At 46.0% G+C, this 25,456-nt stretch carries 22 protein-coding genes; 8 read left to right on the top strand and 14 right to left on the bottom strand.

Features of this window, described 5'->3' with window-relative positions:
• The first annotated feature begins 132 nt into the window (after positions 1 to 132).
• From coaBC to lpxM, 4 genes are all read left to right on the top strand, one after another.
• A complete protein-coding gene (gene coaBC / locus VR7878_RS11150) occupies positions 133 to 1,365 on the top strand; it encodes a bifunctional phosphopantothenoylcysteine decarboxylase/phosphopantothenate--cysteine ligase CoaBC (protein ID WP_077336173.1) in 1,233 nt (410 codons plus the stop codon).
• 72 nt (positions 1,366 to 1,437) lie between these two features.
• Positions 1,438 to 2,028, top strand: a complete 591-nt coding sequence (slmA, locus tag VR7878_RS11145; RefSeq protein ID WP_072960582.1) for a nucleoid occlusion factor SlmA — start codon at positions 1,438 to 1,440, stop codon at positions 2,026 to 2,028.
• A gap of 6 nt (positions 2,029 to 2,034) precedes the next feature.
• Positions 2,035 to 2,979 (top strand): LpxL/LpxP family Kdo(2)-lipid IV(A) lauroyl/palmitoleoyl acyltransferase, encoded by a 945-nt coding sequence (gene lpxL / locus VR7878_RS11140; protein WP_077336172.1) that lies wholly within the window; start codon positions 2,035 to 2,037, stop codon positions 2,977 to 2,979.
• 19 nt (positions 2,980 to 2,998) lie between these two features.
• Positions 2,999 to 3,982: a lauroyl-Kdo(2)-lipid IV(A) myristoyltransferase gene (gene lpxM / locus VR7878_RS11135; RefSeq protein ID WP_077336171.1), complete on the top strand. Its 984-nt coding sequence runs from the start codon at positions 2,999 to 3,001 to the stop codon at positions 3,980 to 3,982.
• Between the two features lie 109 nt (positions 3,983 to 4,091).
• On the opposite strand, the gene pyrE is transcribed toward lpxM, so the two are convergent.
• Both pyrE and rph read right to left on the bottom strand, forming a co-directional pair.
• Positions 4,092 to 4,736: an orotate phosphoribosyltransferase gene (gene pyrE, locus VR7878_RS11130; protein ID WP_077336170.1), complete on the bottom strand. Its 645-nt coding sequence runs from the start codon at positions 4,734 to 4,736 to the stop codon at positions 4,092 to 4,094.
• A 115-nt stretch (positions 4,737 to 4,851) separates the two neighbouring features.
• On the bottom strand, positions 4,852 to 5,568 hold the full coding sequence (gene rph / locus VR7878_RS11125) for a ribonuclease PH (RefSeq protein ID WP_077336169.1): 717 nt from the start codon (positions 5,566 to 5,568) through the stop codon (positions 4,852 to 4,854).
• 233 nt (positions 5,569 to 5,801) lie between these two features.
• Here rph and VR7878_RS11120 point away from each other — a divergent pair, with 233 nt between their 5' ends.
• A complete protein-coding gene (locus VR7878_RS11120) occupies positions 5,802 to 6,668 on the top strand; it encodes a YicC/YloC family endoribonuclease (protein WP_077336168.1) in 867 nt (288 codons plus the stop codon).
• Positions 6,669 to 6,848: 180 nt separating this feature from the next.
• Positions 6,849 to 7,043, top strand: a complete 195-nt coding sequence (locus tag VR7878_RS21610; protein WP_369075450.1) for an Arm DNA-binding domain-containing protein — start codon at positions 6,849 to 6,851, stop codon at positions 7,041 to 7,043.
• 10 nt (positions 7,044 to 7,053) lie between these two features.
• On the opposite strand, the gene VR7878_RS11110 is transcribed toward VR7878_RS21610, so the two are convergent.
• The 9 genes from VR7878_RS11110 to VR7878_RS11070 all read right to left on the bottom strand — a co-directional run bounded on the left by VR7878_RS11110 (position 7,054) and on the right by VR7878_RS11070 (position 18,474).
• Positions 7,054 to 9,030 (bottom strand): DUF2357 domain-containing protein, encoded by a 1,977-nt coding sequence (locus VR7878_RS11110; RefSeq protein WP_235862874.1) that lies wholly within the window; start codon positions 9,028 to 9,030, stop codon positions 7,054 to 7,056.
• 19 nt (positions 9,031 to 9,049) lie between these two features.
• Positions 9,050 to 12,190 (bottom strand): DEAD/DEAH box helicase, encoded by a 3,141-nt coding sequence (locus VR7878_RS11105; protein WP_077336166.1) that lies wholly within the window; start codon positions 12,188 to 12,190, stop codon positions 9,050 to 9,052.
• Positions 12,191 to 12,200: 10 nt separating this feature from the next.
• The gene (locus VR7878_RS11100; protein WP_077336411.1) at positions 12,201 to 12,533 is read right to left on the bottom strand and encodes an HVO_A0114 family putative DNA-binding protein; all 333 of its coding nucleotides are present in this window, start codon (positions 12,531 to 12,533) and stop codon (positions 12,201 to 12,203) included.
• Between the two features lie 441 nt (positions 12,534 to 12,974).
• Entirely contained in the window at positions 12,975 to 13,436 is a 462-nt protein-coding gene (locus VR7878_RS11095) for a hypothetical protein (protein WP_077336165.1), read from the bottom strand.
• Between the two features lie 420 nt (positions 13,437 to 13,856).
• A complete protein-coding gene (locus VR7878_RS11090; RefSeq protein WP_077336164.1) occupies positions 13,857 to 14,816 on the bottom strand; it encodes a LacI family DNA-binding transcriptional regulator in 960 nt (319 codons plus the stop codon).
• A gap of 178 nt (positions 14,817 to 14,994) precedes the next feature.
• The gene (locus VR7878_RS11085; RefSeq protein WP_077336163.1) at positions 14,995 to 15,303 is read right to left on the bottom strand and encodes a PTS lactose/cellobiose transporter subunit IIA; all 309 of its coding nucleotides are present in this window, start codon (positions 15,301 to 15,303) and stop codon (positions 14,995 to 14,997) included.
• A 38-nt stretch (positions 15,304 to 15,341) separates the two neighbouring features.
• The gene (gene gmuD, locus VR7878_RS11080) at positions 15,342 to 16,727 is read right to left on the bottom strand and encodes a 6-phospho-beta-glucosidase GmuD (RefSeq protein WP_077336162.1); all 1,386 of its coding nucleotides are present in this window, start codon (positions 16,725 to 16,727) and stop codon (positions 15,342 to 15,344) included.
• A gap of 78 nt (positions 16,728 to 16,805) precedes the next feature.
• Positions 16,806 to 18,134: a PTS sugar transporter subunit IIC gene (locus VR7878_RS11075; RefSeq protein ID WP_077336161.1), complete on the bottom strand. Its 1,329-nt coding sequence runs from the start codon at positions 18,132 to 18,134 to the stop codon at positions 16,806 to 16,808.
• Between the two features lie 25 nt (positions 18,135 to 18,159).
• The gene (locus VR7878_RS11070; protein WP_077336160.1) at positions 18,160 to 18,474 is read right to left on the bottom strand and encodes a PTS sugar transporter subunit IIB; all 315 of its coding nucleotides are present in this window, start codon (positions 18,472 to 18,474) and stop codon (positions 18,160 to 18,162) included.
• A gap of 389 nt (positions 18,475 to 18,863) precedes the next feature.
• Here VR7878_RS11070 and VR7878_RS11065 point away from each other — a divergent pair, with 389 nt between their 5' ends.
• Complete coding sequence (locus tag VR7878_RS11065; RefSeq protein ID WP_077336159.1) at positions 18,864 to 20,180, top strand: PTS sugar transporter subunit IIC; 1,317 nt, start codon at positions 18,864 to 18,866, stop codon at positions 20,178 to 20,180.
• Positions 20,181 to 20,381: 201 nt separating this feature from the next.
• On the opposite strand, the gene VR7878_RS11060 is transcribed toward VR7878_RS11065, so the two are convergent.
• Positions 20,382 to 21,521: a PspA/IM30 family protein gene (locus tag VR7878_RS11060; protein WP_077336158.1), complete on the bottom strand. Its 1,140-nt coding sequence runs from the start codon at positions 21,519 to 21,521 to the stop codon at positions 20,382 to 20,384.
• A gap of 564 nt (positions 21,522 to 22,085) precedes the next feature.
• On the opposite strand from VR7878_RS11060, the gene VR7878_RS11055 reads away from it, so the two are divergent.
• A complete protein-coding gene (locus tag VR7878_RS11055; protein ID WP_077336157.1) occupies positions 22,086 to 23,174 on the top strand; it encodes an alpha/beta hydrolase family protein in 1,089 nt (362 codons plus the stop codon).
• A gap of 95 nt (positions 23,175 to 23,269) precedes the next feature.
• On the opposite strand, the gene VR7878_RS11050 is transcribed toward VR7878_RS11055, so the two are convergent.
• Both VR7878_RS11050 and recQ read right to left on the bottom strand, forming a co-directional pair.
• Positions 23,270 to 23,575 carry a DUF3630 family protein gene (locus tag VR7878_RS11050; protein WP_162494644.1) on the bottom strand — a complete coding sequence of 102 codons (306 nt, stop codon included), beginning with the start codon at positions 23,573 to 23,575 and terminating at the stop codon, positions 23,270 to 23,272.
• Positions 23,565 to 25,403, bottom strand: coding sequence for an ATP-dependent DNA helicase RecQ (recQ, locus tag VR7878_RS11045; protein WP_077336155.1), 1,839 nt, complete (start codon positions 25,401 to 25,403; stop codon positions 23,565 to 23,567). Before recQ ends, VR7878_RS11050 begins: the two co-directional genes overlap by 11 nt.
• Between the last annotated feature and the right edge of the window lie 53 nt (positions 25,404 to 25,456).

The following is a 25,456-nucleotide window of genomic DNA, read 5'->3' as shown; positions in this document are numbered from 1 at the left end:
CATAAATATCTGTGAGTCATACTCAAGTCTGTGAATATGGTGATCTGAGCGGATGAGTTCCTCTGACACAGTTCTGACATCTTTTCAGGAGTTGTGCTAGCATAGCGCGCAGAGTGATTAAGGAATCAAAACATGCAAACATTGGCAGGAAAGAAAATACTGCTGGGGATCAGTGGTGGTATCGCCGCATATAAGTGTGCGGAACTGACACGCCGCCTGATTGATCACGGCGCAGAAATCAGAGTCGTCATGACCGATGCAGCAAAAGCTTTCATTACACCGCTCACCATGCAGGCTGTTTCCGGCCACCCCGTCTCAGACAGCTTACTGGATCCTGCAGCGGAACGCTCAATGGGTCATATCGAGCTGGCCAAGTGGGCCGATCTCGTTCTGCTGGCACCGGCAAGTGCAGACTTGATCGCCCGTCTCGCTGCTGGCATGGGGAACGATTTGCTCTCCACACTCATATTAGCAACGCAGGCATCGGTTGCCGTTGCGCCGGCCATGAATCAACAAATGTATCGCCATATTGCCACCCAGAGAAACCTGGATACCCTCGCATCGTTTGGTATGCAGATTTGGGGGCCAGATGCCGGTGAACAAGCTTGTGGCGATATCGGACCGGGACGAATGCTGGAACCGATGCAACTGGTTGAGCTGTGCGCACAGTTTTTCCAAACGCAGTATTCCCAACCACAGTATTCCCAACCAAAGTTACTTGCAGGAAAGACGGTTCTCATTACTGCCGGGCCAACCCAAGAGTCACTCGACCCCGTTCGTTATATAACCAATCACAGTTCCGGCAAAATGGGATTTGAGATAGCCAAGGCAGCGCTTCAGCTCGGAGCGGATGTCACACTGGTCGCCGGTCCGACGCATTTACCGACACCGATTGGCGTACAGCGAATCGATGTCAGCAGCGCTGCCGATATGTATGACGCAGTGATGAAACAAGCCCCACACCATGATGTATTTATCAGTTGTGCTGCGGTCGCCGACTACCGGCCAGCGGATATTGCCGATCAGAAAATCAAGAAAACCGATGATGCCGATACAATGACCATCACGCTGGTCAAAAATCCGGATATTGTCGCCTCTGTCGCGGCCATGACCACTCACCGTCCCTTTACGGTAGGATTTGCCGCAGAAACCCAGAACGTTGAACAGTATGCCCGTGCAAAGATGGTACGTAAGAATCTGGACATGATTTGCGCCAACGATGTATCCGTCAACGGGCAGGGATTCAATAGCGATCACAATGCACTTCATCTGTTCTGGCAGACAGGAGAGCAGAAATTACCATTAGCAGCTAAATCGCAACTGGCGCTGGCACTAATGACACTTATCAGTGAAAAAATAGGATAAAATAACAATCGTAACCGACTGAATTCATTCACCCGGTTACTGATAGCATGTGGTAACGGAAAGGGTATGGAAATGACCGGAACAAAAAAAAGTAACCGTCGTGACGAAATTCTTCAGGCGCTGGCTGAGATGTTAGAGTCTCATGATGGCGCCTCTCGCATTACTACCGCCAAGCTCGCCAAACAGGTCGGTGTTTCAGAAGCAGCGCTCTATCGTCATTTTCCTAGTAAAGCCCGTATGTTTGAAGGGCTGATCGAGTTTATCGAAGAAACACTGATGTCACGAATCAATATGATCCTTAATGAAGAAAAAGATACACTCAACCGTCTCAATATGGTGATGCAGCTGATTTTAACATTTTCTGAACGCAACCCCGGCCTGACTCGGATATTATCCGGCCATGCCCTGATGTTTGAAAATGAGCGGCTGCGTGAAAGAATTAACCAGCTTTTTGAACGCATTGAAACCTCTTTACGCCAAATTTTACGAGAGCGCCAGCTTCGCGAAGGAAAATCATTCCCGGTCGGAGAAAACATTCTGGCGGCTCAACTGTTAGGACAGGTTGAAGGGAGTCTGAATCGTTTTGTCCGTTCAGACTTCAAATATCAGCCAACAGCAAATTTTGAACAATACTGGTCACTGCTCAGCGCACAATTGAAATAACACTTTATGAATGATTACAAAATCGGCAAACCTGCCTTTTCCGTCGCATTATTACACCCCAAATACTGGGGAGTCTGGTTTGGATTCGGCCTTCTCGCTGCACTCGTCAATTTATTGCCTTATTCCGTATCGCTTTCACTCGGGCGCTCTCTGGGAAAAATAGGTATGAAGTTCGGCAAAAAACGCGTGCATATTGCCAGAACAAACCTACGGCTCGCTTTCCCCGATATGTCGCCCGATGATGTCGAAGCAATGGTGGTCGAAAACTTCAAAAACACCGGTGCAGCTTTAGTCGAATCCGGAATCACCTGGTTTTGGCCGACTTGGCGTTTCCGCCGAATTCTGATTGAAAAAGATATCAGCGCGCTGCGCAAACATGCGGAAAACAATCAAGGGGTGTTGTTATGTGCAGTTCATGCCCTGAATCTGGAAATCTGTGCCCGTGGCTTTGCGGTGCTCGGTTTACCCGGCTATGGGGTATATCGCCCGCATAGCAACCCTGCTTATGAATTTATTCAATATCGCGGCCGGACCCGAAACGGCAACAAACTGGTATACCGGCGTGATCTGAAGCAGATGATTCGCGTGTTACGCAAAGGCGAACGGCTGTTTTATCTGCCGGATCAGGACTATGGTCATAATAAATCCGTCTTTGTTCCCTTTTTCGGCGTTGATGAGGCGTGTACCACAACCGGAACCAGCCTGATAGCCTACCCAAGTAAGTGCGCCATTGTTCCCGTTTCGGGATTCCGAACCGCTCAGGGAACCTATGAAATCATGGCTGATATTTCAATTGAAGAACAATATCCGCAAAAGGATATGACGGCCGCGGCTGCCTATCTCAATAACTATCTTGAAATGGTGATTATGCGCGCACCGGCACAATGGATGTGGCTCCACAAACGATTCAAGTCGCTGCCTGACGGAACCAGCCACACCCGATATCAATAAACATCAGGATCATCCGTTCATGAGTTCAACGCCAGACAATTCTCGTCAAAATAGCCCGCGTCAAAACAGTATTGACGATTCCCTCTATAACCCGACGTTTCAGTGGTCTTTTTTGCATCCTCGCCACTGGGGAACTTGGCTGGGTATCTTAGTTGCCGCGCTATTTGCCTTTATCCCGCCCAAATGGCGGGATGGCCTTGCACGTAAAATCGCCAAACCAATCGTCCGTAAAAATGGCCGCGTCGTTCGCCGAGCCCGCATCAACCTCGCCTACTGTTTCCCGGAAAAGAGCGAAGCAGAGCGCGAGCAAATACTGCACGAGACATTTGTCAAAGCCGCACAATACATGCTGGGGTACTCTGAGTTTTTAGTGCGCTCGACCCGGCATAATCAACAACGCGGAGAACTGATTGGCGAGGAAAACCTGCTGCCATTACTCGACGCCGGAGAGAAAGTCATCATTCTCGCCCCCCATGCATGGGCTGTGGACTATCCTGCGGTCATGCTGGCAGCACGCGGTTATAAAGTCACAACGATCATGAAACCACAACGTAATCCGATAGGTGACTGGCTGATGCATGTTCAGCGTATGCAGTATGGCGGCCGTATTTTTGCACGGGATGCCGGTGTGAAACCCTTTGTCCGTTCCATCAAAGATGGTTATATCGGTTACTGGCTCCCCGATGAAGATCACGGCCCTCAGAATTCTGTGTTTGTCCCTTTCTTTGCCACCGAAAAAGCCACGCTGAAAGGCTTCGGTAAAATGGCCCGTTTATCCAAAGCCAAAGTCGTACCAGTGCTACCGGCTTATAACGATAAGACGTCAAAATATGAAGTGTACATTTTGCCGGCAATCGATAATTTCCCGACCGGTGATGAACTGCAAGATGCCCGGGCAATGAACCAAGCGATTGAAGATTTAGTTACCCCACATCCGGAACAATACATGTGGAACTTATTTCTGCTCCAAACGCAGCGCGATGGTAAAAAAATATACCAGTAACAAACAATCACTATCACCCACAGTGATTGTTTAGGGATAATCAAAAAGACTCAGCCAATGGCTGAGTCTTTTTTCATCTGTCAGTCACTTGACTCAATCAGTCGCGGGTTTAAACCACACCGTACTGGTCACGGTAAGCTTTGACCGCAGCCAAATGTTCAGCACTATTGCCCTGCTCTTCAAGATAAGTAATTAAGTCGGTCAGGCCGACAATCGAAATCACCGCGCAACCGAAGTCTCTTTCCACTTCCTGAATCGCGGACAATGCTCCGGTACCTTTTTCCTGACGATCAATGGCGACCAAAACACCAGCCAGTGCAGCACCGTTGGCTTGAATAATTGCCATCGACTCACGAATCGCAGTGCCCGCGGTAATCACATCATCCACCAGCATAATTTTCCCTTGCAGCGCACTGCCGACCAGATGACCGCCCTCACCATGATCTTTGGCTTCTTTACGGTTAAAACAGTAAGGCGTATCGACATCATGATGATCCGCCAACGCCACCGCGGTTGTCGTTGCAATCGGGATCCCTTTATAGGCCGGGCCAAACAACACATCGTAATCAATGCCTGAATCAACCAATGCCGCTGCATAAAAACGCCCCAGACGCGCCAGATCCCGCCCGGTGTTAAACAGACCGGCATTAAAAAAATAAGGGCTTTTCCGGCCGGACTTCAAAGTAAACTCACCAAATTTCAGAACTTCTTTTTCAAGGGCAAATTCAATAAATTCACGCTGATACGCTTTCATGACTGTCTCTCTTTCTATTTCTCTTTTCTTATCAATGTCGGTGTGTGTCGATCCACCACGACCACTAAAAACTGACCACAAAAAAATAGCGCCGACACGGCGCTATTCTCTGCGATTAATCTGCTAAGGCTGCTTTTTGCACCGCAACAATATCTGTAATACCTTTTTTGGCCACCGCCAGCAGATCCAGTAATTGTTCATGGCTGAACGGTTCGCCTTCAGCCGTCCCCTGAATCTCAATCATTTTACCGGCTTCAGTCATCACTACATTCATATCGGTGTCGGCTGCCGAATCTTCGACATATTCCAGATCACACAACACATCATCACCAAGAATCCCGACCGAAACAGCAGCAACGTGGCCTTTCATCGGGTTCTTCTTCAGTTTGCCCGATGCAACCAAAGACTCAAATGCATCCGCCATCGCGACACTGGCACCGGTAATCGACGCCGTCCGGGTACCGCCATCCGCCTGAATCACATCGCAATCAACGGTGATCATGATTTCACCCATCGCTTCCAGATCAACCACAGCACGCAAACTACGGGCAATCAGTCGCTGAATTTCCATGGTACGGCCACCTTGCTTGCCACTGGCAGCTTCCCGGCGCGTCCGTGAATGCGTTGCACGTGGTAACATGCCGTATTCAGCCGTCACCCATCCTTTACCCTGACCTTTCAACCAACGCGGTACATTCTCTTCCACACTGGCATTGCACAGCACTTTGGTATTGCCGAACTCAACCAACACCGAGCCTTCGGCATAAGCAGTATAATGGCGAGTAATTTGAATCGGACGAACTTGATCCGCGGCACGGTTGTTTGGACGCATAAGGTATCTACCTGTTGTTGTCTTGGATGAGTGATGAAATTGGCCGCAGATTATAGCGGAAATCCCCTCAGCAAACCACCATCAAGACCACACCGCAATACACAAGCTTCATCACCTACAATGACCATAAAACAATCCGTCGGATTCACTATCAACGCACATCTCACACGATAGAATTGTGTTAAGATAAAACCAATATCAAGTCCAAATCTTCAAGACTTAAGGAAAATTTGATGATTTATAGTATGACCGCATACGCACGCAAAGAGGTCAAAGCCGACTGGGGTACCGCCGTATGGGAAATCCGCTCCGTCAATCAACGCTATCTCGAAACCTATTTCCGGCTTCCTGAGCAATTCCGCAGTCTGGAACCCATTCTGCGTGAACGCTTTCGCAAGCGACTGGCTCGGGGCAAAGTAGAATGCCATCTGCGCTTTGAAGCCAATCCTTCCGCTGCCGGTGAACTGACTATTAACGAAACACTCGCCAAACAGGTCATCGATGCCGCCAATCAAGTGATGCATATGACCGGAGAACTCAGCCGTATCAATCCATTTCAGGTGATGCAGTGGCCGGGCGTTATGGAGACACCTGAACACGATATGGACACCATCAACACATCTTTGCTGGATGAGTTTGATGATGCTTTAACCGAGTTCATCGAATCGCGCGGACGGGAAGGTGAAAATATGAAAGCGCTGATCGAGCAGCGTCTGGATGCCATCACCCAAGAAGTCAACAAAGTCCGGGCGCACATGCCTGAAATCATCGAATGGCAACGCGAGCGCCTGCTGAATAAGTTTGAAGAAGCCAACGTCGAACTCGACCCCGGCCGCATCGAGCAGGAACTGGTCATCATGGCTCAGAAATCCGATGTTGCCGAAGAACTCGACCGCCTCGATTCTCACGTCAAAGAGACCAAAAACATCCTCAAAAAAGGCGGATCCTGTGGCCGGCGTCTGGATTTCATGATGCAAGAGTTCAACCGTGAATCAAACACGTTGGCCTCAAAATCTATCAATACCGAAGTCACCGCCTCCGGCGTCGAACTGAAAGTCTTGATTGAACAGATGAGAGAGCAGATCCAGAACATTGAATAATTTTCTCTTGTTTTCCAAAGCTTTCCAATATTCATCAAAGCCCTGATTTATCAGGGCTTTTTATTTCCAACCTGTTCTTGTACGTTTCAATCTGTTTCATCCAAGCGGTGAGTTAACTGGTGAGTAATGCCTCGCTATACTTGCATCAAATGGTGAATATTTGGAGGTCATGTGGCATCTATGACAGCAAAGCAGGTGGTCGCACTTGCAAAATCAGGTGAACCAATTAGAAAGTCCGACGGAAAAGGACTCTACTTTGTCGTTCCAGATTCAGGAGCACCCTATTGGGCCCTTCGATATAGTGGAAATGGCAAACGAAAACAAATGACTCTGGGTAAGTACCCTGTTCATTCATTTCACCTTCTGCATAATTAATAACACTCGCTCACACCATTGCCGCTTCGTACACTTTTTCAACCTCGGTAAACTTAGTGACGCTCTCTAGACGAGTTAAGGTTGTGAGTTTCATCGAGTTTTTCATTGGGCGATGCGGCACGTTGGTCACTGGCGTTTGCAGTGACAGTGGTTTGCCGAGCTCAAATAAATAATACAAATCAGCAGAACCTGATTTCTTACCCGTTTGCTCTTCAGTAATAGCGTAGCGTGGTAACACTGTGACTCGTTTAACCGGCCAAAGTTTGTCAATTTGCTTGGTTGAACTTTGAGTGTCTGAGGTAGACGCCAACGCTAAATAGCGAATTTCCTCGGCAATATGCTGATTAAATTTCTTCAAAAACGTGCTTTGCGGTAGGTGATACCACTGCGCAGTGCCTTGCTCAAATTTTTCAAAGTAGCCATTATCACGGCCACGTTGCCCACCTAATGCCACTGTCATCGTCAAATCAGGATACAACACTTGGCGCATACCGTAATACGGTATACGTGCCGCCTCTTGTACGTAGAGCCGCTCCGCCATGCCAGCCACAGGATACATAGCTTCATTGTTTTGCCCTGTTTGTGTATTCGGTGCTGTGCCAATTTGGGCTTGCAAGAACTCTAGCAACCACTGGTGACCGGAATAACCAATCACAGTCTGACTAGGATCAGTTTCACTGGGTTCGTTTTGGCTAGGCAAGAGGGCAAACGCACCAATCCCCACTTCCTCTATCGGGGTTGCGTAGGGATTTGGTTTTGTGGATTGGTCAAAAAAGCCAGGGTATAAAGCAAACGCACCAAAAACAGGGCGGCTTTTTTTGGCGGGTTGCCCTGCGATTGAACTGGATGAAGACTCAGACAAGCGCGGCTCTGATAAACGGATGAGAGCATCCCGATAACGGTGCATTTGGTTAATGGCATCGTCTGGCACATAATCCGTACTTTCAATATCTTCATTGCTGTCATCAAAGCGGTTTTTATCAGTTTTAATGCGATACTTGGCATCAAACAGCCAAATAAATTGCTTATCTTCTGATGAGTCTGAACTTGGGCTTTTAGGCAGTGTCACTTCCAACACAATATCCGGCACTTGGCTAACCAAGTACGAGCGGATTGATTTTCCTTTTCTGGTAAATTTCGGCTCGTGTGCCAGCCTAGCTGTCACACCATCGCTGCGTTTAAAACGAAAGGCACCGGCAAACTCATCTTTTAGTTGGTACTCAAAAAAGTCATTTTGAGCGAGCTTCGTCGCACCGTTTTCCACCAACTCAAAGCCGAGATCGTGCTCTAAAATCTGTTTCAAACACAAAAAACACCACACTTCATAAATTTCGGCTACTGACTTCATCGAAATGCTCGACTGGTTGCCAAATACATCTAAATAAAATTTCAGCTCCTGCCAAACACGATACACCGCACTGTAGCCGGTTTTTTGCTGTAGCACTAACGATTCGCGGCTTAAACCCGTGTGAGTCCCAACGTCTTTTAAAATACTGTGGTTCAATACTTCTTGCAGCGGCTGTTGCCAGCTATGTAGCTCATTTAAAAATGAATCAGATAACCGTTGGTTCTCTGGCACTTGGTTATTTTGCTTGAGCTTTTGTTCAAACTCCGCTAATTGCCGTTTGATTTTACTCACTGCCATTTTTATAAAACGATTTTCAGGTGTATCCACACTCAGTTGTTTTTTTTCGACAGAGTAGCGTTTATCGTATTGACCGTTGGCAAAGTCTTGTTTGACCCGTTCGGCTAATTTATGTGGTAATCGACCTTTTAATTTGGCAGCTTTGATATTGGCAACTGTCGATTGCAAGCGACTATGTGGTGCAGCACAAATGACTTGTAAACCTTGCTCGAAGCGTTTTCTTAATGCGGCAAAATTTGCTAACCACATGAGAGGGAAATGACCACGTTGTTGACTGGTCGCAGCATCTTGCTCGGTTTTTTCTACTAAGCTAAAGCGCCAAAGCGGGTAAACCTTGTCGATGCTGAAGTCATCATGATAGTTAACCCACTGCCAACTTCGCGGCTTGTTGCCACATGAAGTGGGGCATAGGCTCTTTTAACTGCCAAGTAATGCTCATTGGTTGTGACCCTGCATGCGACACATAGTCAACTTCACCATAATTCACAAAACTCATAGTGCGGCCATATTCATCTTTGCTTTGTTCACGCACAAATAAAAACAGTCGCTTGCCCATTTTTTGATGCTGGATGTATTCCAAACCACGCCCCTTGTCGGGTCGTGCACTATTTTGCGACTGCCAATGAAAGAGGTGTTCGTTTATCGCGTAATCGTGATACATGGTGGTTGGCGAAAATTGCTTTTCGTTTTTGTCCAAGGTGACAAACATCAGTTCAATATTTTGATCTTTCAGCACAAACACACCTTCGCGTGCTGGCGGTTGGCGCTCAAACGTGGTCGCACCAAATGCCACCAATATTTGCTCACGCGCATAACGTGCATGCAGCCTCAGTGAAACCTCAGGCAAAGCCTGCATTTTGGGTTGTTCATGCTTGGTTTGAGCGAGTTGCCAGTTTAAAACATCGAATAATTCTGCTTTTAACTCGCCAGAATTTAGTTTTGCTAAGCTCTGCTCAATGGAATCGAATCCACATTCAGGTCCCGTTTTTTGCCAGAAATCGTAATGACACATCAAGGCATGACGTTGACTAGAATTTTCAACAATAAAGTTATTTTGGCAAAGCTGTTTTAAGAAGCTCAAATATGCATGATCATCGCAGGTTAAAATTCGGTTATGAATGGACTTTCTAAGCATTTTCAGCAGAGCTTCATCAGCTGAATTTTCGTTGATTTCATCTTTAGCTTGCTGAACTAGCTGCGACCAACTCCCTCGCTTATAAAGCTCATTCAAGTCGATGTGAGAATTTAAGGTTAAGAAATTCGACAACGTTAACGGCAGTGTGGAATGCTGAGGATATTGGCGGATCATCGCGACTAGACGCTTCAACGTTAATGAGGCTTGACGAATATTGCTGAGCACCATTTCTTGCGTGCGCTTACTCAACTCAATGCGACAACCGAGTGGCGCGTGGGGGAACCCTTGCTTTATTTCTTCGCTAATCGCTCGCTGACTTTTACCCACTAAGGCTCTAAATTTATTGGCAAAATCATATTCAGGGCGTGAGTTGCCAACAAAATCCAACACGGTACAGCACTCCTTACCGTCAGCTAAACGCAAACCGCGGCCAAGTTGTTGCAAGAAAATAGTTAAGCTTTCTGTCGGCCGTAAAAACAATAACGTATCAACTTCGGGAATATCGACACCTTCGTTGAAGATATCGACCACACAAAGCACGTTAATGCTGCCAGAACGAATTGCTTGCTGCTTTTGTTGCCGCTCGTGGCTGTTATCACTGGTCAACACATCCGCTTTAATGCCTTTTAATAAGAGTTGCTGTGTCATGTAACTCGCATGTTCTTTGCTCACACAAAAGGCCAATGCTTTCATTTTGCCTATATCAGTGATGATCTCCTGCATACTCAGCAAAATCTTGTCAAAGCGGACTTGGTTGTGGGTATAAAGATTGGTCAGCTGAGCTATATCGTAACGTCCACGACTCCATGCAATGTTGCGAAGGTCGGTATCATCATCAATACCAAAATACTGAAATGGGCAAAGGTGACGACGGTTAATCGCTTCCGGCAAACGGATCTCTGCCGCAATCACACCACCAAAATCCGCTAAAATATCACCACCATCATGCCGCTCTGGTGTTGCAGTCAGGCCAAGTAATATAGTTGGGGAAAAGTGCTCCAGCAGTGCGCGATAACTAGTCGCTGCAATATGATGAACCTCATCAATCACAATGTAGTCATAATAGTCAGCGGTTAGGTTAAGCTGATCCAGTTGATTGTTCAGGGTTTGGATAGAAACAAACAATTGTCGATAGTGATCTGGTGTATGTCCGCCAACCCAAAGTTCACCAAAAGCAACATTACGCAATACCCCACGATACGCAGATCTGGCTTGCTTTAAGATTTCTTCTCGGTGAGCTACAAATAAGAAATTGGCTTGCGGTTTCTCTTTAACAAAGCGCGCAAAATCAAAGGCTGAAATCAAGGTTTTTCCGGTGCCGGTTGCCGCAACGACTAAATTACGATAGCGCTTGTGAATACTTCGCTCAACGGCAAGTTGTTCTAAGATTTCACTTTGGTACGGAAAAGGCGAAATATCAAAAAAATGGGTTGGACTAGCCTCAAAATCTCTGCGCTGTTGGCTCAAGGCTTTTTTGAGTTTTTCACTACTTTTCGCATCACCATTGAAATGTTCAAAATCATTAGAAGCCCAATAGGTTTCAAAGGTGCTCAATGATTTATTGATAATGTGTGGGATTTCTTGCGAAGTAATTTTTAAATTCCACTCTAAGCCATTGGTTAACGCTGAATGGGAAAGATTGGAAGAGCCGATATAACCAGTGTGATAGCCAGTGTTGCGTAAAAATAGATAGCTCTTTGCATGTAAACGTTCCCGCTCAGTGTTGTAACTCAGCTTCACTTCGGTATTGGGTAAACTCGCCAAATACTCAACCGCTTTCGCGTCAGTCGCCCCCATATATGATGTAGTAATAATTTTTAGCTCGCGGCCGCTAGCAGTAAACTCTTCTAACTCTTTGCGAAAAATTCGTATCCCTGCCCACTTAATAAATGACACTAACCAGTAAATTTTATCCGCAGACAGAATCTCTCGCTTCAATTCAGATTCAAGCGACAATCCCGCATTACTGCCACAAAACAGCTCGCTTTGGCTTAAGCCTGTTAACGGAAAAATGTCGTTAATATAATTTTTTAAATCGGCAGAGACAGGATTTTCGAGCTCATAGAGCGCAGTCAGAATTTTACCTTGACTGGCAAGCAAATTGTCTTCGATAAAATCGTTATCTTGAATTTGTGTTTTTAGCCACAGTAACAATTGATTGGATAAAGCAATTTGCTGTTGCAGACGATCATCACTTGAGGGGACAGACTCAATCGCATATTCAAGTATGTGTGATAGGAAACGAGATAACCACGTTGATGCTTCACTACTATTGAGCTCACGCTCGCCGACATAGAATCGCTCTCGGTCAATTCGACTCTCGATAAGCTGCGTTATAAGCTGCTCATAAATTCCAACTTGTTGCATACTGTCCCTTTTACTCCAATGGCTGAATTAACAGTAACATGGATTGATATTGCAGCTTTACCGCTAATCCATTTGGTGATTTTTCCATTTCAACTAAGTTGTATTTGCCCAACGTTTTCAGTGTTCTCGACACATTACTGACCGCTCGCCCTGTAAGAGAGGCCAACTCAGTGACTGACTGAGGCTCTTTTTCAACAATCACTTTTAACAACTGCTGGTTTTCTTTTGACAGTACATTGGCGACTGATTTTAGCGAATCGAACCAAATATCGACTGGGTAATCGGGATCGGGCGTTTGCCCTTTAATACCTATCACGCAGCGTGGTTGTTTAGCGTTTTTCATCGTTTGCTCGTATTCACACTCATTCACTTTCTACACTCATTCGCGTTTGGTCAGTCAAAAGACTGTACGCTTATACATAAGTCGCTTATCTTATCAACTGCTGATAATCTCGCAAGGACATTTTCTATCTAAGACGATAAAACTGTGGTATGCCTAAAATTCTGAAAACGGACAATGGTTCTGATTTTGAGGGAAAAGTGATGGATAAAATACGAATCATAATGAAGATAAAATATGACCTCAAAATAGAAATTGGATTGAACATTATTCATCTATCTGATGATATTTCTTATGGGACAATAACAATATCTGGCTGTTGATTAATTGGCTAATTGGACTCATCCCTACCCATAAAAGTAGCACCTACTGAATAGGCTATCTATGTTGGGTTTACGTATTTAGTGGGGAAGGTGCATCCTCCAAAGTTTTCAAATCTCTATACTAACCAAGCGTAGCCGCATCGACCAAAACGTCCATTTTCACTTGATCCAGCACTTTTTTCACAGCCCGCTCTTTTTTCTTGGCTTTGACGCCAATCCAAACAAAGAAGCCTGAAAACAGGAATACAATCAAGAGAGGAAGAGTCAGTAGGAGATCATAAAAAGGAATAACACCACTCCCCGAAAATATAAAAGCAATGATACCTAGGGTGATAACGCTCAATAGTGAGCCAAAGAGAAGAAAAGGCAGTCCGTTACTGCGGGTGATAGACTTTACATGTTGCGACAGATTGATATAACCATAACCAATCAACATATTGCTTTTCGGATCCTGAAATCCAGCAATCGCGACCGAGTCGCCTTGATTCAACACCCATGATTCTGACAGTCTCAGAATCACCGTCTGTGAGCTCTCCAGCTCGATACGAACGGTTGTGGGAGTTACTGCTTGGTAAGATTTCACCCTACTCTCTATCAACGTTACATTCATCAGCTTTTATATTCAGTCTGCCCATCAGATTCATCACTCTAACTCCAGCGATGAGATTAATTCATGAGTAATGTCAAAGGGAATCAGAGTGAAAAGACATCACACGATGAAGAGTGATGTTTATAGATATTAACTTTATCTTGTAAAGTCAATAAGATACTTTACCTTTATATATATAAATCAAAAAAACAACGATTATTAATAATACAAAAATCAATAAATACAGTAATAGATAGAACCTACCGTTTAAAAAATTAAACGCTGGAATTATGTGATTGATAATATGAATTGTTTTAATATAAATATTTATTTTTTCGATATTTTGTTATTTCCCCCCTGAACCACAGCCTGTCATCAGCTTCAGCGACAGGGGAAATTATGCATCACTGGATATCAATTACGATTCACCACCGAATCTCGCACAACCAGATTCCCCTGAATACTTGATTTATTCTCTGATGGGTGGCGCTCAAGAAAGTTATCGAGTTCTTTCATCAGTGCAGCAACCAATCGCTCAGACGGATAACTAATACACGTCAGCGCTGGGGTTAACTGCTTGGCCAGTGACGAATCTTCCAGTGACAGAATCGATACATCTTGTGGGGTAGACAGATTAAAATCCTGAAGCAGTTTCATCGCAACTGCGGCATGGCTGTCTTTCATCACGATCAGAGACGTAAATGATGAATAGCTGTTCAAGAGATTCATCATTGCCAACTCCGCACTTTCATCAGCGCTGACAATCAGTTGTCGGTTGATTGGAATCGACATGTTCTGCATCGCAATTTTGTAGCCTTCAAGCACTTGTTGAGAGGCGTAATTCTGGCCATCAAGCAAAATCGCGATCGATGCGTGCCCTTGACTGGAAAGATAGCGACAGGCACTCTCACAGGCAAAACGGTAGTCGTAGCTGATGGAGCGGCAGTTGTCATGCATATCACTATCAACCGCGATCGTTTTGTCGAGTGCAGATGCGGGAATATTGCCACCGAATGTGATAATGGCATCACACTGACCGTGTCCCCACGATTCCATCACTCGTTGGTATTCCCCTGGTGTGTCAGCAAAACTGACCAGCATCCGTTTATCTCTTTGCTTGAGGGCACTGCATAGCAATGGCAGAAATGTTGACACCTGCCCTGTATCCGAGCTGGTCAAAACCACACCAATATAGTCAGATTTCTGGGTCGCCAGACTCTGCGCCATAATATTGGGACGATAATTAAGCTCTTCCGCAGCTCTGAGTACGGCTTCCCGGCTTTCCTGTTTCACTCCACGGCTGCCGCTCATCACGCGAGAAACCGTCGCTTTTGAGACATTCGCTAACCGAGAAACATCAGTGATAGTAACCATGACAATCCTATTTAACCAAGGTCAATCAAAGGGAACATACAACGTGGAAAACGGTTCCCATCTGTTTTCATTTTACCTTTGAAGACATATTTAACAAGAGGACTGCACAAGATTAACGTCACCAATCCGGTGGTAAAACCACCGGATTGAACAGACGACCCGAATCAAGACTCATTATTCACTGTGCAATCCGCCGATAGACATCGATCAATTCAACCACCAGCTCCTTGGCGAGCATCGATGTCATCAAATGATCCTGCGCATGAACCATAATCAGCGTCATCGGTGTTTTCCCTTCACCTTCATCAGCTTCAATCAATTGCGTCTGAACACGATGAGCAAGACTGGCAAACTCACTCGCCTGATGTAATAGCGTATCTGCCTGATCAAAATCTCCGCTTTTTGCACTACGCAGTGCTTCATAACAGAGGCTCCGCGACTGTCCGGCATTGACAATAATGCCCATGACTTGTTCTTCTAGATCCATTTTCAACTCCTATTTACCGTGCACCTGCATACGGCACTTCAATCATCGAATCCATTTGCTTCCGAAATCTGGGCAAACCATTCACCGCTTTTTTTCAGGCTGCGTTGCTGAGTAGCCAGATCCAGCCGGTAGAAGCCATACCGATTCTTATAAGCGTTGCACCAAGACCAATTATCAATAAAAGTCCAGAGGTGATATCCGAAACATGCTGAGCCTTCTTCGATGGCCCGATGTATCCATTTCAAATGTTCACGAATGAAGTCAATGCGATAGTCGTCCTGAATCTGTCCATCTTTGAGGAATTTTTCCTCCCCTTCGACGCCCATGCCGTTTTCTGAGATATAGCAAGGAATATTGCCGTAGTGCTCCCGTAGATTTGTCAAAATGTCATAAATGCCTTTTTCATAAATCTCCCAACCCCGATGCGGGTTCATTTTTCTGCCGGGCATTTCATAAGGTTCAAAGAACCATTCAGGCACAAAAGGCGCATTAGGGTTCACAGCACTCAAACGCGCTTTGACTCTTCTTGGCTGATAGTAATTGATCCCTAACAAGTCGATTTTGCCTTGAGCAATCAGTTCCCGATCACCATCATGGATATCAGGCAATTGTCCATACTGTTTGAGTAAGGCAACGAGTTGCTGCGGATATTCTCCCCGGATCGCCGGGTCGAGGAAGCTCCGGTTAAACATCAAATCACAAATATTGGATGCTTCCAGATCCGCCTGATGCTGTGAACGCGGATAGGACGGTGTCAGATTGAGCACAATCCCGATCTTCCCGTTCAGTTTCAGTTCACGATACTTGCTCACAGCCATCGCATGAGCCAATACAGTATGGTATGCCACGGTCGCTGCACGACGAAAATCCAACACATTCGGGTAATGGAAATCGTACAAGTAGCCGCCTTCAACCGGTACAATCGGCTCATTAAACGTAAACCAGTGCTTGACCCGATCACCGAACAGACGAAAACAGGTTTCGGCATAATCGGCATATGCCTGTAACACGTAACGATTCTCAAAGCCCCCCAAAGCCTGCATCTTCATCGGCATATCGAAATGAAACAGACAAATAAACGGCTCGATCCCTTGCTCGATCAGTGTGTCGATCACTTGATTGTAAAAATCAACCGCTTCAGGATTGACGTCGCCAGTCCCATCAGGGATCAGACGCGCCCATGAAATTGAGGTGCGGAAACTGTTATGGTTGATATCTTTCATCAATTGAATATCTGAGCGGAAATGCTCATAAAACGTTGACGCATCTGTCGCAGAAACGCCCTGATGAAAGCGATTCGGTTCAGATTTGAACCAGTGATCCCAGATATTCTCCCCTTTTCCGCCAGAAAAGGCTGCCCCTTCAGTCTGTGTTGCTGAGGCGGCACTTCCCCAATAGAAATGCTGCGGAAATTGATACTTCATATTCGTTCTCCATCAGCGGGCAGTCTCCCTGCCCGCGCTTTATCTCTCTAATCTTGTTGATTGATATTTCACTGAGTATTAAACGGTGACACCTTGTGGATGCTCAGCTTCTTTTTGCTTCGCATCTGCCGCTTCTTTGTCTAACAGCTGTTTCTCATAAGCTTTCAGGAATGGCAGATACATCAATGCAGCAGAACACATACACAACAGAGAAAGAATCACCGGACTAACTGCCCAGTTGGCGGCCCATGACGCCCCGATAGGGCCCGGTGTTGTCCATGGCGTCAGCGAGACCACTTTTGCAACGAGACCGAAGTCAACAGCAAACCACGCCAACACAGCATTAATCATCGGAACCAGGATGAATGGCAGGAAAAATACCGGATTCATGATGATTGGTGCCCCGAACAGAATCGGTTCATTGATATTAAAGAAGCCGGGAACAATGCCCATTTTCCCGATTGTTCTCAGGTGAACGGCTTTTGATCTCAATAGCAAAAATGCCAGCGGTAAGGTTGATCCAACGCCACCGATCAGCAAGTAGTGATCCCAGAAACCTTGTAGGAAAATATGAGGCAGTGCTTCACCTGCGGCCATCGCTACCTGGTTTTCAGACAAGTTGGTCATCCAGAACGGGTTCATGATCCCTGTGACGATTAACGCCCCATGAATCCCGGCAAACCAAAGGAGCTGACAAATAAACACCGCAAGCAATACCGCTGCTAATGAGTCAGAAGCAGACACTAATGGCTGGAGTAATGTCATAATCGCTTGCGGTAGAATCATCCCGGTTTGGGCCTCAATCAATAAATTGAGTGGATACAATGTCAAAATAATGAATAAAACTGGAATGAGGATTTCAAACGAGCGCGAAACCCCGGTTGGAACTTCGGGCGGAAGTTTAATCGTCACATGGTGACGTTTCAGGAAGGCGTAAGCTTCGGTCGCATAAATCGCGGTCAGGATAGCGGTGAAGATCCCTTGTCCTGACAGATACTGCATCGATATTGAGCCATCTTTGAGCGGTGCAGCGACCAGCATAAATGCCATGAGTGCCAGCAGGCCGGTCGTCATTGGATCAAGCTCATGATGCTTGGCCAGACTCGAACCAATCCCAACCGATATAAACACGGTCATGATCCCCATACTCAAGTTGAAGGGGAGCATGAGTTGTTCACGATATTCAGTGGAAAAATCCAGCCATGCCCGGGCAAATCCCCATGTCGTATCCGCGGGGAAAGGTGGAAAGATAAACACTAGCATAAATGATCCGACAATCATGAACGGCAGTGCCGCAATAAAACCATCCCTGATTGAAGTGAGATATTTCTGTTGACCAACTTTGACTGCTAGTGGCGTTAGTTTTTGTTCGATTGTATTGACCACATGGTCGTATAGAGTACTCATTTTGATGTCCTGTTCTTGGTTTTTCTCAAACGCACTCGCCTATCAGCTCTATTGCAAAATCAAGCACTTTATCTCCATTTTGCATCCCATAATCCATCATATTGATAGGCTCAACTCTGATACCGTATTTGTCTGCTTTCTTTTGTAGATCTTGTTGCATGTACTTCACCTGAGGGCCCAGCAGAACTACTTGATAGTTACCAACCTGATCACTGAACTCTGAGGTACCATATGCCTTTATCTCTACATCAATGCCTCGCTCTTTTGCTGCGGCTTCCATTTTTTTCACCAGCAACGAGGTTGACATTCCGGCTGAGCAACACAGCATAATTTTCTTCATAACCGATACTCCTTACTTCGTTTCAATATATTTGTTTAAACGATGCTTTCGCTTAAACCTTGATTCGTTTTGACTATTACCTGTTTCGACATTAAGAGTATGCGCCCGCGGATTACAGTTGGAAACCGGTTTCCATACGTAATCCACGGGAATGTGAATCGGATCATTAAAACGGTCACAGGCAAGTATGATTCTATGATCCATCAGACAAATTAATGGATTCGCAGGAATATTGATGAAGAGAAAGGCACTCATTTTGCCGAAGAAATAACAAGTAACATCACCATATGAAGGTGTGATCTAATCTTTATTTATCAATAGCAGTTTATGGAAAAATAGCAGGTTGGATAATCGGTTTCCAAAACCATTCATCAAGGACAAGGATCGCCATGAATCACTCCGTTACCCGACTGTTCGCGGATACACTCGATCATTATTTTTCGCCCTACGCAAGGAAGTTAAGCCAAAGCCCTCACCTGATTGCGTTACGTGACGGTTTTCAGATCTCAATGCCTTTTGTTTTTATCGGCTGCATTTTAGTCCCGCTGATCTTTCCGCTCACTTCCTCCCTATCCATGAGTGAGGCCTCATCATTTGCACAGGGGTGGGAATCGTTCAGTCGCAGCCTACAACCTTTTATTCTCCCGATGTACCAAATCACACTGGGACTGGTTGCTTTGATCGTCTCATTTGGCGTTTCCGCCAGTCTGGCTAAGCAGTACCGTCTGCCGGAACGTTTATCCGGGTTAACGGGGTGCCTTTCTTTTCTGATGCTGTCAGGGTTCTCCACACTCAGCAGCCAAGAACTCTACTATTTGGGGGGCGGGGGAATTTTTACCGCACTCGTTGCCGGTATCTATGCCGTTGAAATTATCAACCTGTTTATTAAGAAAGGTTGGTATATTCATATGCCTGATGATGTCCCGCTGATTACCGCACAAGGATTTAAGCTACTGATCCCGATCTTTGTGGTCTTTCTGACGTTATCGCTATTTAATATCATTCTGAAACATTACGCTGGTGTTTATTTCCCTCATCTGATTGAAACACTGTTCAAGCCGCTCATCCTCGCCTCCGACAGTCTGGCTGCGGTGATTATTTCAATTCTGGTTTGTCAGCTTTTATGGTTTGTCGGCATTCACGGCTCAATAATTATCACCAGTATTATGAACCCTTTCTGGATGACCAATTTACTCGCCAATCAGGCTGCTATCGAAACCGGAGCCCAAATCCCGCCACATATCTATACCGCGTCATTCTGGGATTTTTTTCTCCTGATCGGTGGGGTCGGTTCAACCCTACCACTGGTGTATCTCGCATTGAAGAGCCGCTCCAACCATATGAAATCGGTCGGAAAAGTAGCCTTACTACCTGCTATTTTTAATATCAACGAACCAATTCTGTTCGGCTTTCCGATTATTATGAATCCGGTATTTATTCTTCCTTTTATTTTTGTGCCGATCTTTAATGCCACCATCGCTTGGTATCTGACTTCGATCGGTGTTATGGATCGAATCGTGATGATGCTTCCCTGGACGGTACCCGCCCCACTCGGCGCCACTTGGGCTGCCAATGGCAGTATCGTCAACGTATTAATGGTACTGTTCGCAATTTTTAATGCCTATTGTCTGTACCTCCCTTTCTTTCGTGCCCACGAAAAAATCATCCTCGCGCAGCAAGAACAAATGGCAGCCAAACAGCATTAGTTCATCCAGTAACTAACTTGTTATCATCACGGGTTGGGAGAACCGTCGGCAGCGACCTGAAGAAAGACCGACGGTTCTCCCCCTGAACCGCCGGCTTTCTGATGACATGCTTTTTTCTTATTAACGTCTATTTATGGCGCTGTTGTGGTGCAACAGCTTTATGTATTGAACAAAAACAAAACAACCGATTTTGTGCCCTCCTTAGAAATGGAAATCAATTTGAGTCCGGAACAGGTGTCGATAGGCACCGGCATCACTACCGCCAGAACGGAACCGCTCTTGAACTGAGTAGAATGTTTCCCAGACAACATTTTTAAACAACACATATTTCACCCCAAGAATGCCACCTTTGGCATCGCTGGGTAATGAACCCCATTCATCATCATGGGAGTAATCCCCATATCTTCTAAAGTCGATATAACGGAAATAAATCCCGTATGACCCGATTTGCGCTAAGTCAGTATCTTTATAATCAATCCGATACTCTTGGCTGGTGTTATGGTGTTCAGCATTCGTCATGGCAAATGCACCACGGAGTAGAATGTCATCCGTCAGGCGGTATTGCAGTTCAAATGCCCCCATCCGATCCATTTTCTGAGCATCATTTTTGTTGTCATTGGTCGCAAAAGTCAGGCTGGTCTGCAAATCATCGGTCAGGCTCCCCGTCAGGTTTGCCCCGGCAATCGAAATATCAGAACTATTCGGCATCGTCACCAAATCACCCTGTCTCGGTCTCAGCCAAAATGCTTTAGCATTCCATCCCGGCAAGACATCATAATCAAGCTGAACCCCGTCGGCCGCATGACCAAACGGCACTGCCTGAAATCCGTAGCCCCACCATTTCGTCCCTAATGTCACACCAACACCACCCGGGCGTCCTTCGACCCAAATCCGCTGCAATGTCCCGTCCTGGTCACTACTGCCGTTATCCCCGTTACGCCATGATTGTGTGACGGTATAGCCTTTCCGTGTTTCGATCTGGAAGTTAGCACTCCAATCTTCCGAGACTTTCATCTTGCCTTCTAAATCCATATAGAAATGCTTGTTATTAGCCCCGGAGCCAATCGGTTCACGATCATCGTGATCGTATTTGGCTCTGAAGAAACCGAAAATATGCACCCGATCCATCATTGCTTTCAGAGAGGCAATTGAATCACTGTCCACAGACTCTTCATAATCCATTCTTTCTTGTTTCAGCTTTTCTAACTCACTCTGATATTGCTGATGCAATTGTTCGAGTTGTTGGATTTGAGTGTCCAGCGCTGCTTTATCCACTGCGGCAGCAACTGAACTGGCTGACCAGCAGGCTGCCAGCATCACTGGGAGTATTTTCAGTCCCATCTGTTTTTTCCTGTCCATAGTTTTCTCGTCTTTATTTTATCTATCGTTTCAGACCATCCTCCCGAAATTAAAATAACGTCCCCTTGAAACCAAAGGTTCATCACGCTCAGAACTCACAACCGGCAATGAATTCGGCAACGTTTCAAAATCCGGAAACAACCATCATCAACGGCCTTATGTAGAGAATCACAGCATTTTTTCGAGAGCTCAGTTATTGTTCAAAGCCAGTCTAATTCCATAAACAACAATAGATTGTGGTGCTCAGCACGATTTTTCAGATTCAAGGGAAATATTGGAAACCGGTTTCCAATATTGTTATGGATATCACTTTTTTCGCCGAGAAACGGATGAGGAAAGAATGACATCGTGGGATCAGGAGGATCAACAGCTATATCAAGCCGGCAAGCGGGGACGACTATCGTTATAAATATATATATAAATGATGATAACTGTGTGCTGATATATAAACTGAACAGATCGGTATGGACATCTAAACAGAATTAACGCTTTTATCCATTTTGAGCACGACTCAAATCGATTACTTTTAAAAACTATGGATAAATTATGCTTAAAAAATACTTCATCTGTTTGGCTACGGTATGTCTATCTTTCAATGTGATCGCAAAAACAGGCGTTTTTCCGCAACAGGATTTTGAACAACTGAGTTATGGGTTGTACTGGTTTGGCGCCAACGATCAATATCACCAAGGCGGTCAGAATACACAAGATGGCGGCACCTATTATGACCCATCAAAACCGACCCTGATTCTGATTCACGGTTGGCAATCAAATCACACCATCGAACAAAACAGGACTGTCTACTGGGAAAATAGTGGGGGGACGCCTGATATCGATTTTGCCAACCTCTGGCGTGCTGAAGGCTACAATGTCGCCATGTTGTATTGGGATCAATTTGCGGATGAGTCTGAGTTAAAAGATGCTGAAGCGAAAATCTGGTCAGCGAACGGACCGAAAAAAATGCGCTGGCGTGATCATCGCGGCGACTACCATATGGGCCCGGCACAGAATGTCACCGAATTATTGCTACAACAATATCTTAATGCTATGCAGGGATATCGGGGCAATGATATTCGCCTTGCCGGACACAGTTTAGGCAATCAGGTTGCGCTCCGGCTTGCTGACCAACTGGCAACACTGGCTGACCGGGGTCAAATCGCCAACAATCTGGTGCCGCAACGCGTCTCACTGCTGGATGCGTTCTACTCCAATCACAGTAAAGATTATTTGAATGGGCGCTGGGTCGGTGAAGCGGCTCGTGATGTGGTCAGTCGTCTGAAATCCAAGGGGATCGCGATCGACTCCTATCGGACTTCAGTGGTAGCATCGACACCATTTATCGGTGATGAGAATCGCGCGCTACATAACGCGGTTGCTTTTGTCGAACAGCAGACTCAGTTCTTCAGTCAAACCCAACAGTCTGAAAAGCATAATGCTGCTATCTGGCTGTATCTCTGGTCGATTATTTATCCGATACCTATCGTGATAGATAACCATCTACCAGGTCTTTCCGCCTCAGCGAGCAACGCTCAAGTCAGACGCTGGATGGCGACCACCGATCATTTGCAACAAGTTTTTGGCGGTGATACCAAAGATCCTCAGGATAACATTTACGAAACCGATGGGGCGCTGTGAATAAAGGGAATGATTGAAACAGAAATGAAATCGCTTCAATCAAAATAACCAGAATCCGAATATGAATGGATAGAGGATCGCGGGGTTGATAACGCTCACAGCCCTTGGGTCAGTATCCGGGCAAGAAAATCAGTGGTTTCCCGATCCTCTGCCGGATTCAGTGCTTCGAGCCATAAAACACTGGCATAGTGTTCTGCTTTAAGAAAGAGTCGTGTCCCTTCAAAATCAATCAGCCAAGTGTGAATATCTGCGTCGCACTGTTTCTCGATAACCGCAGCCGGAAGCAATTCAACCAGCCGCGCACCTAAACGCGGAAATGAGTCAAAATCAAAATCTTGCGTCTCCAGTATCATCACACCGGAATCCGCCAAATACTCACGCAGTAAAAACTCAGCCATGATAGGTCAAATGCTCCTGAATCAAATCCAAAAACGGATCGGCATATTTTTCCAGTTTTCTTTGTCCGACCCCACTGACCGCCAGCATCTCACCATACGAGGTTGGCAAAATATCAGCCATATCGATTAATGTGGCATCACTGAACACAACATAAGGTGGGATCTCTTCTTCATCAGCGATGGATTTTCTGAGTTTGCGCAGTTTAGCGAACAACTGCCGATCATAGGTCTTACTGGTCAGCTTCTCCGCTTTAGATGCTTTTACGGCGGTATCCAAACGCGGAACCGCCAATTCCAGCGAGATCTCTCCCCGCAGTAATGGCCGCGCCTCTTCAGTCAGCTGCAATGTCGAATTCCGGGTAATATTCTGTTGTAGCAACCCCTTATGAATCAACTGACGGAAAATACTGACCCAATAGTCATGACTGTGTTCCCGGCCGATACCGTAGGTAGTGAGCTGATCATGACCATTTTCACGAATCCGGATATTCTGCATACCACGCAGCACTTCAACCACATAGCCGATCCCGAAGTTTTGATTGACCCGGTATACGCAAGACAAAGCCTTTTGCGCTTCTTTAGTCGCATCGAACATTTGGGGTGGGTCCAAACATATATCACAGTTGCCACAAGGCTGCTGACGATATTCACCAAAATAATTGAGCAAAACCTGACGGCGACAAGTTTGCGCTTCAGCAAACGCACTCATCGCATTGAGTTTATGACTTTCAACTTGTTTTTGCGGGCCATCGACTTTTTCATCCAGAATACGGCGCAACCAGCCCATATCGGCCGGATCATAGAGCATGACCGCTTCTGCCGGTAAGCCATCCCGACCTGCTCGCCCCGTTTCCTGATAATAGGATTCAATATTGCGCGGGATATCAAAATGCATCACAAAACGGACATTTGATTTATTAATCCCCATACCGAACGCCACCGTTGCGACAACGATCTGGACATCATCACGCTGAAACGCTTCCTGAACATAATTTCGTTCATCGACATCCATGCCGGCATGATATCCTGCGGCGCGAAAATGATTCTGGCATAACTTTTCAGTCAGCATTTCAACCTTTTTCCGGCTGCCACAATAAATAATACCGCATTGCCCTTGCTGGGTGCCTAAAAAGCGAATGACCTGAGAGACCGGCTTATGTTTTTCCAGCAGCGCGTAGCGTATATTCGGCCGGTCAAAACTACCGAGATAGATATGAGGCTCATTTAAATGCAGGCGGTTTTGAATATCCTGCCGCGTCGATTCATCCGCAGTTGCGGTCAAAGCAATAACCGGCACATGTGCAAAAGCCTGTTTCAATTGCCCCAATGCGGCATATTCCGGACGAAAATCGTGCCCCCATTGAGAGATACAGTGCGCTTCATCCACGGCAATCATCGCAATCTGCATCTGATGCAACCGCTCAATAAAGTCGGCCATCAGTACCCGTTCCGGTGAGACATATACTAATTTCAGAGTTCCGGCATTCATCCGCTGATAAGTTTCGGTCAGCGCCTCTCTACTCATACTTGAATTAATACAAGCCGCAGCGACCCCGTTGGCAACCAGCTGGTCAACCTGATCCTTCATCAGCGAGATCAACGGGGAAATCACCAGCGTCACGCCATCTTGCATAATTGCCGGAATTTGATAACACAATGACTTCCCCCCACCGGTGGGCATAATCACCAAACTATCCTGACCGGCAAGCACCGCATCAATTACATCCTTTTGACCCACACGAAACGTCTGGTAACCGAAAACGGTATGCAGCACCGATTCGGGGCTGGTTGAAGCGTGGTCGTCTTGTTCGGCAATCAATGCAGCGGTCATGAAATACTCAATATGATGGGGTTAGAGATGAATGGTCATACACAGCGGCTATT

The sequence above is a fragment of the Vibrio ruber DSM 16370 genome (assembly GCF_900163965.1).
Classification (GTDB): Bacteria; Pseudomonadota; Gammaproteobacteria; order Enterobacterales; family Vibrionaceae; genus Vibrio; species Vibrio ruber.
The sequence above is the reverse complement of the archived record's forward strand: the minus strand, read 5'-3'. Positions and strand labels throughout refer to the sequence as shown.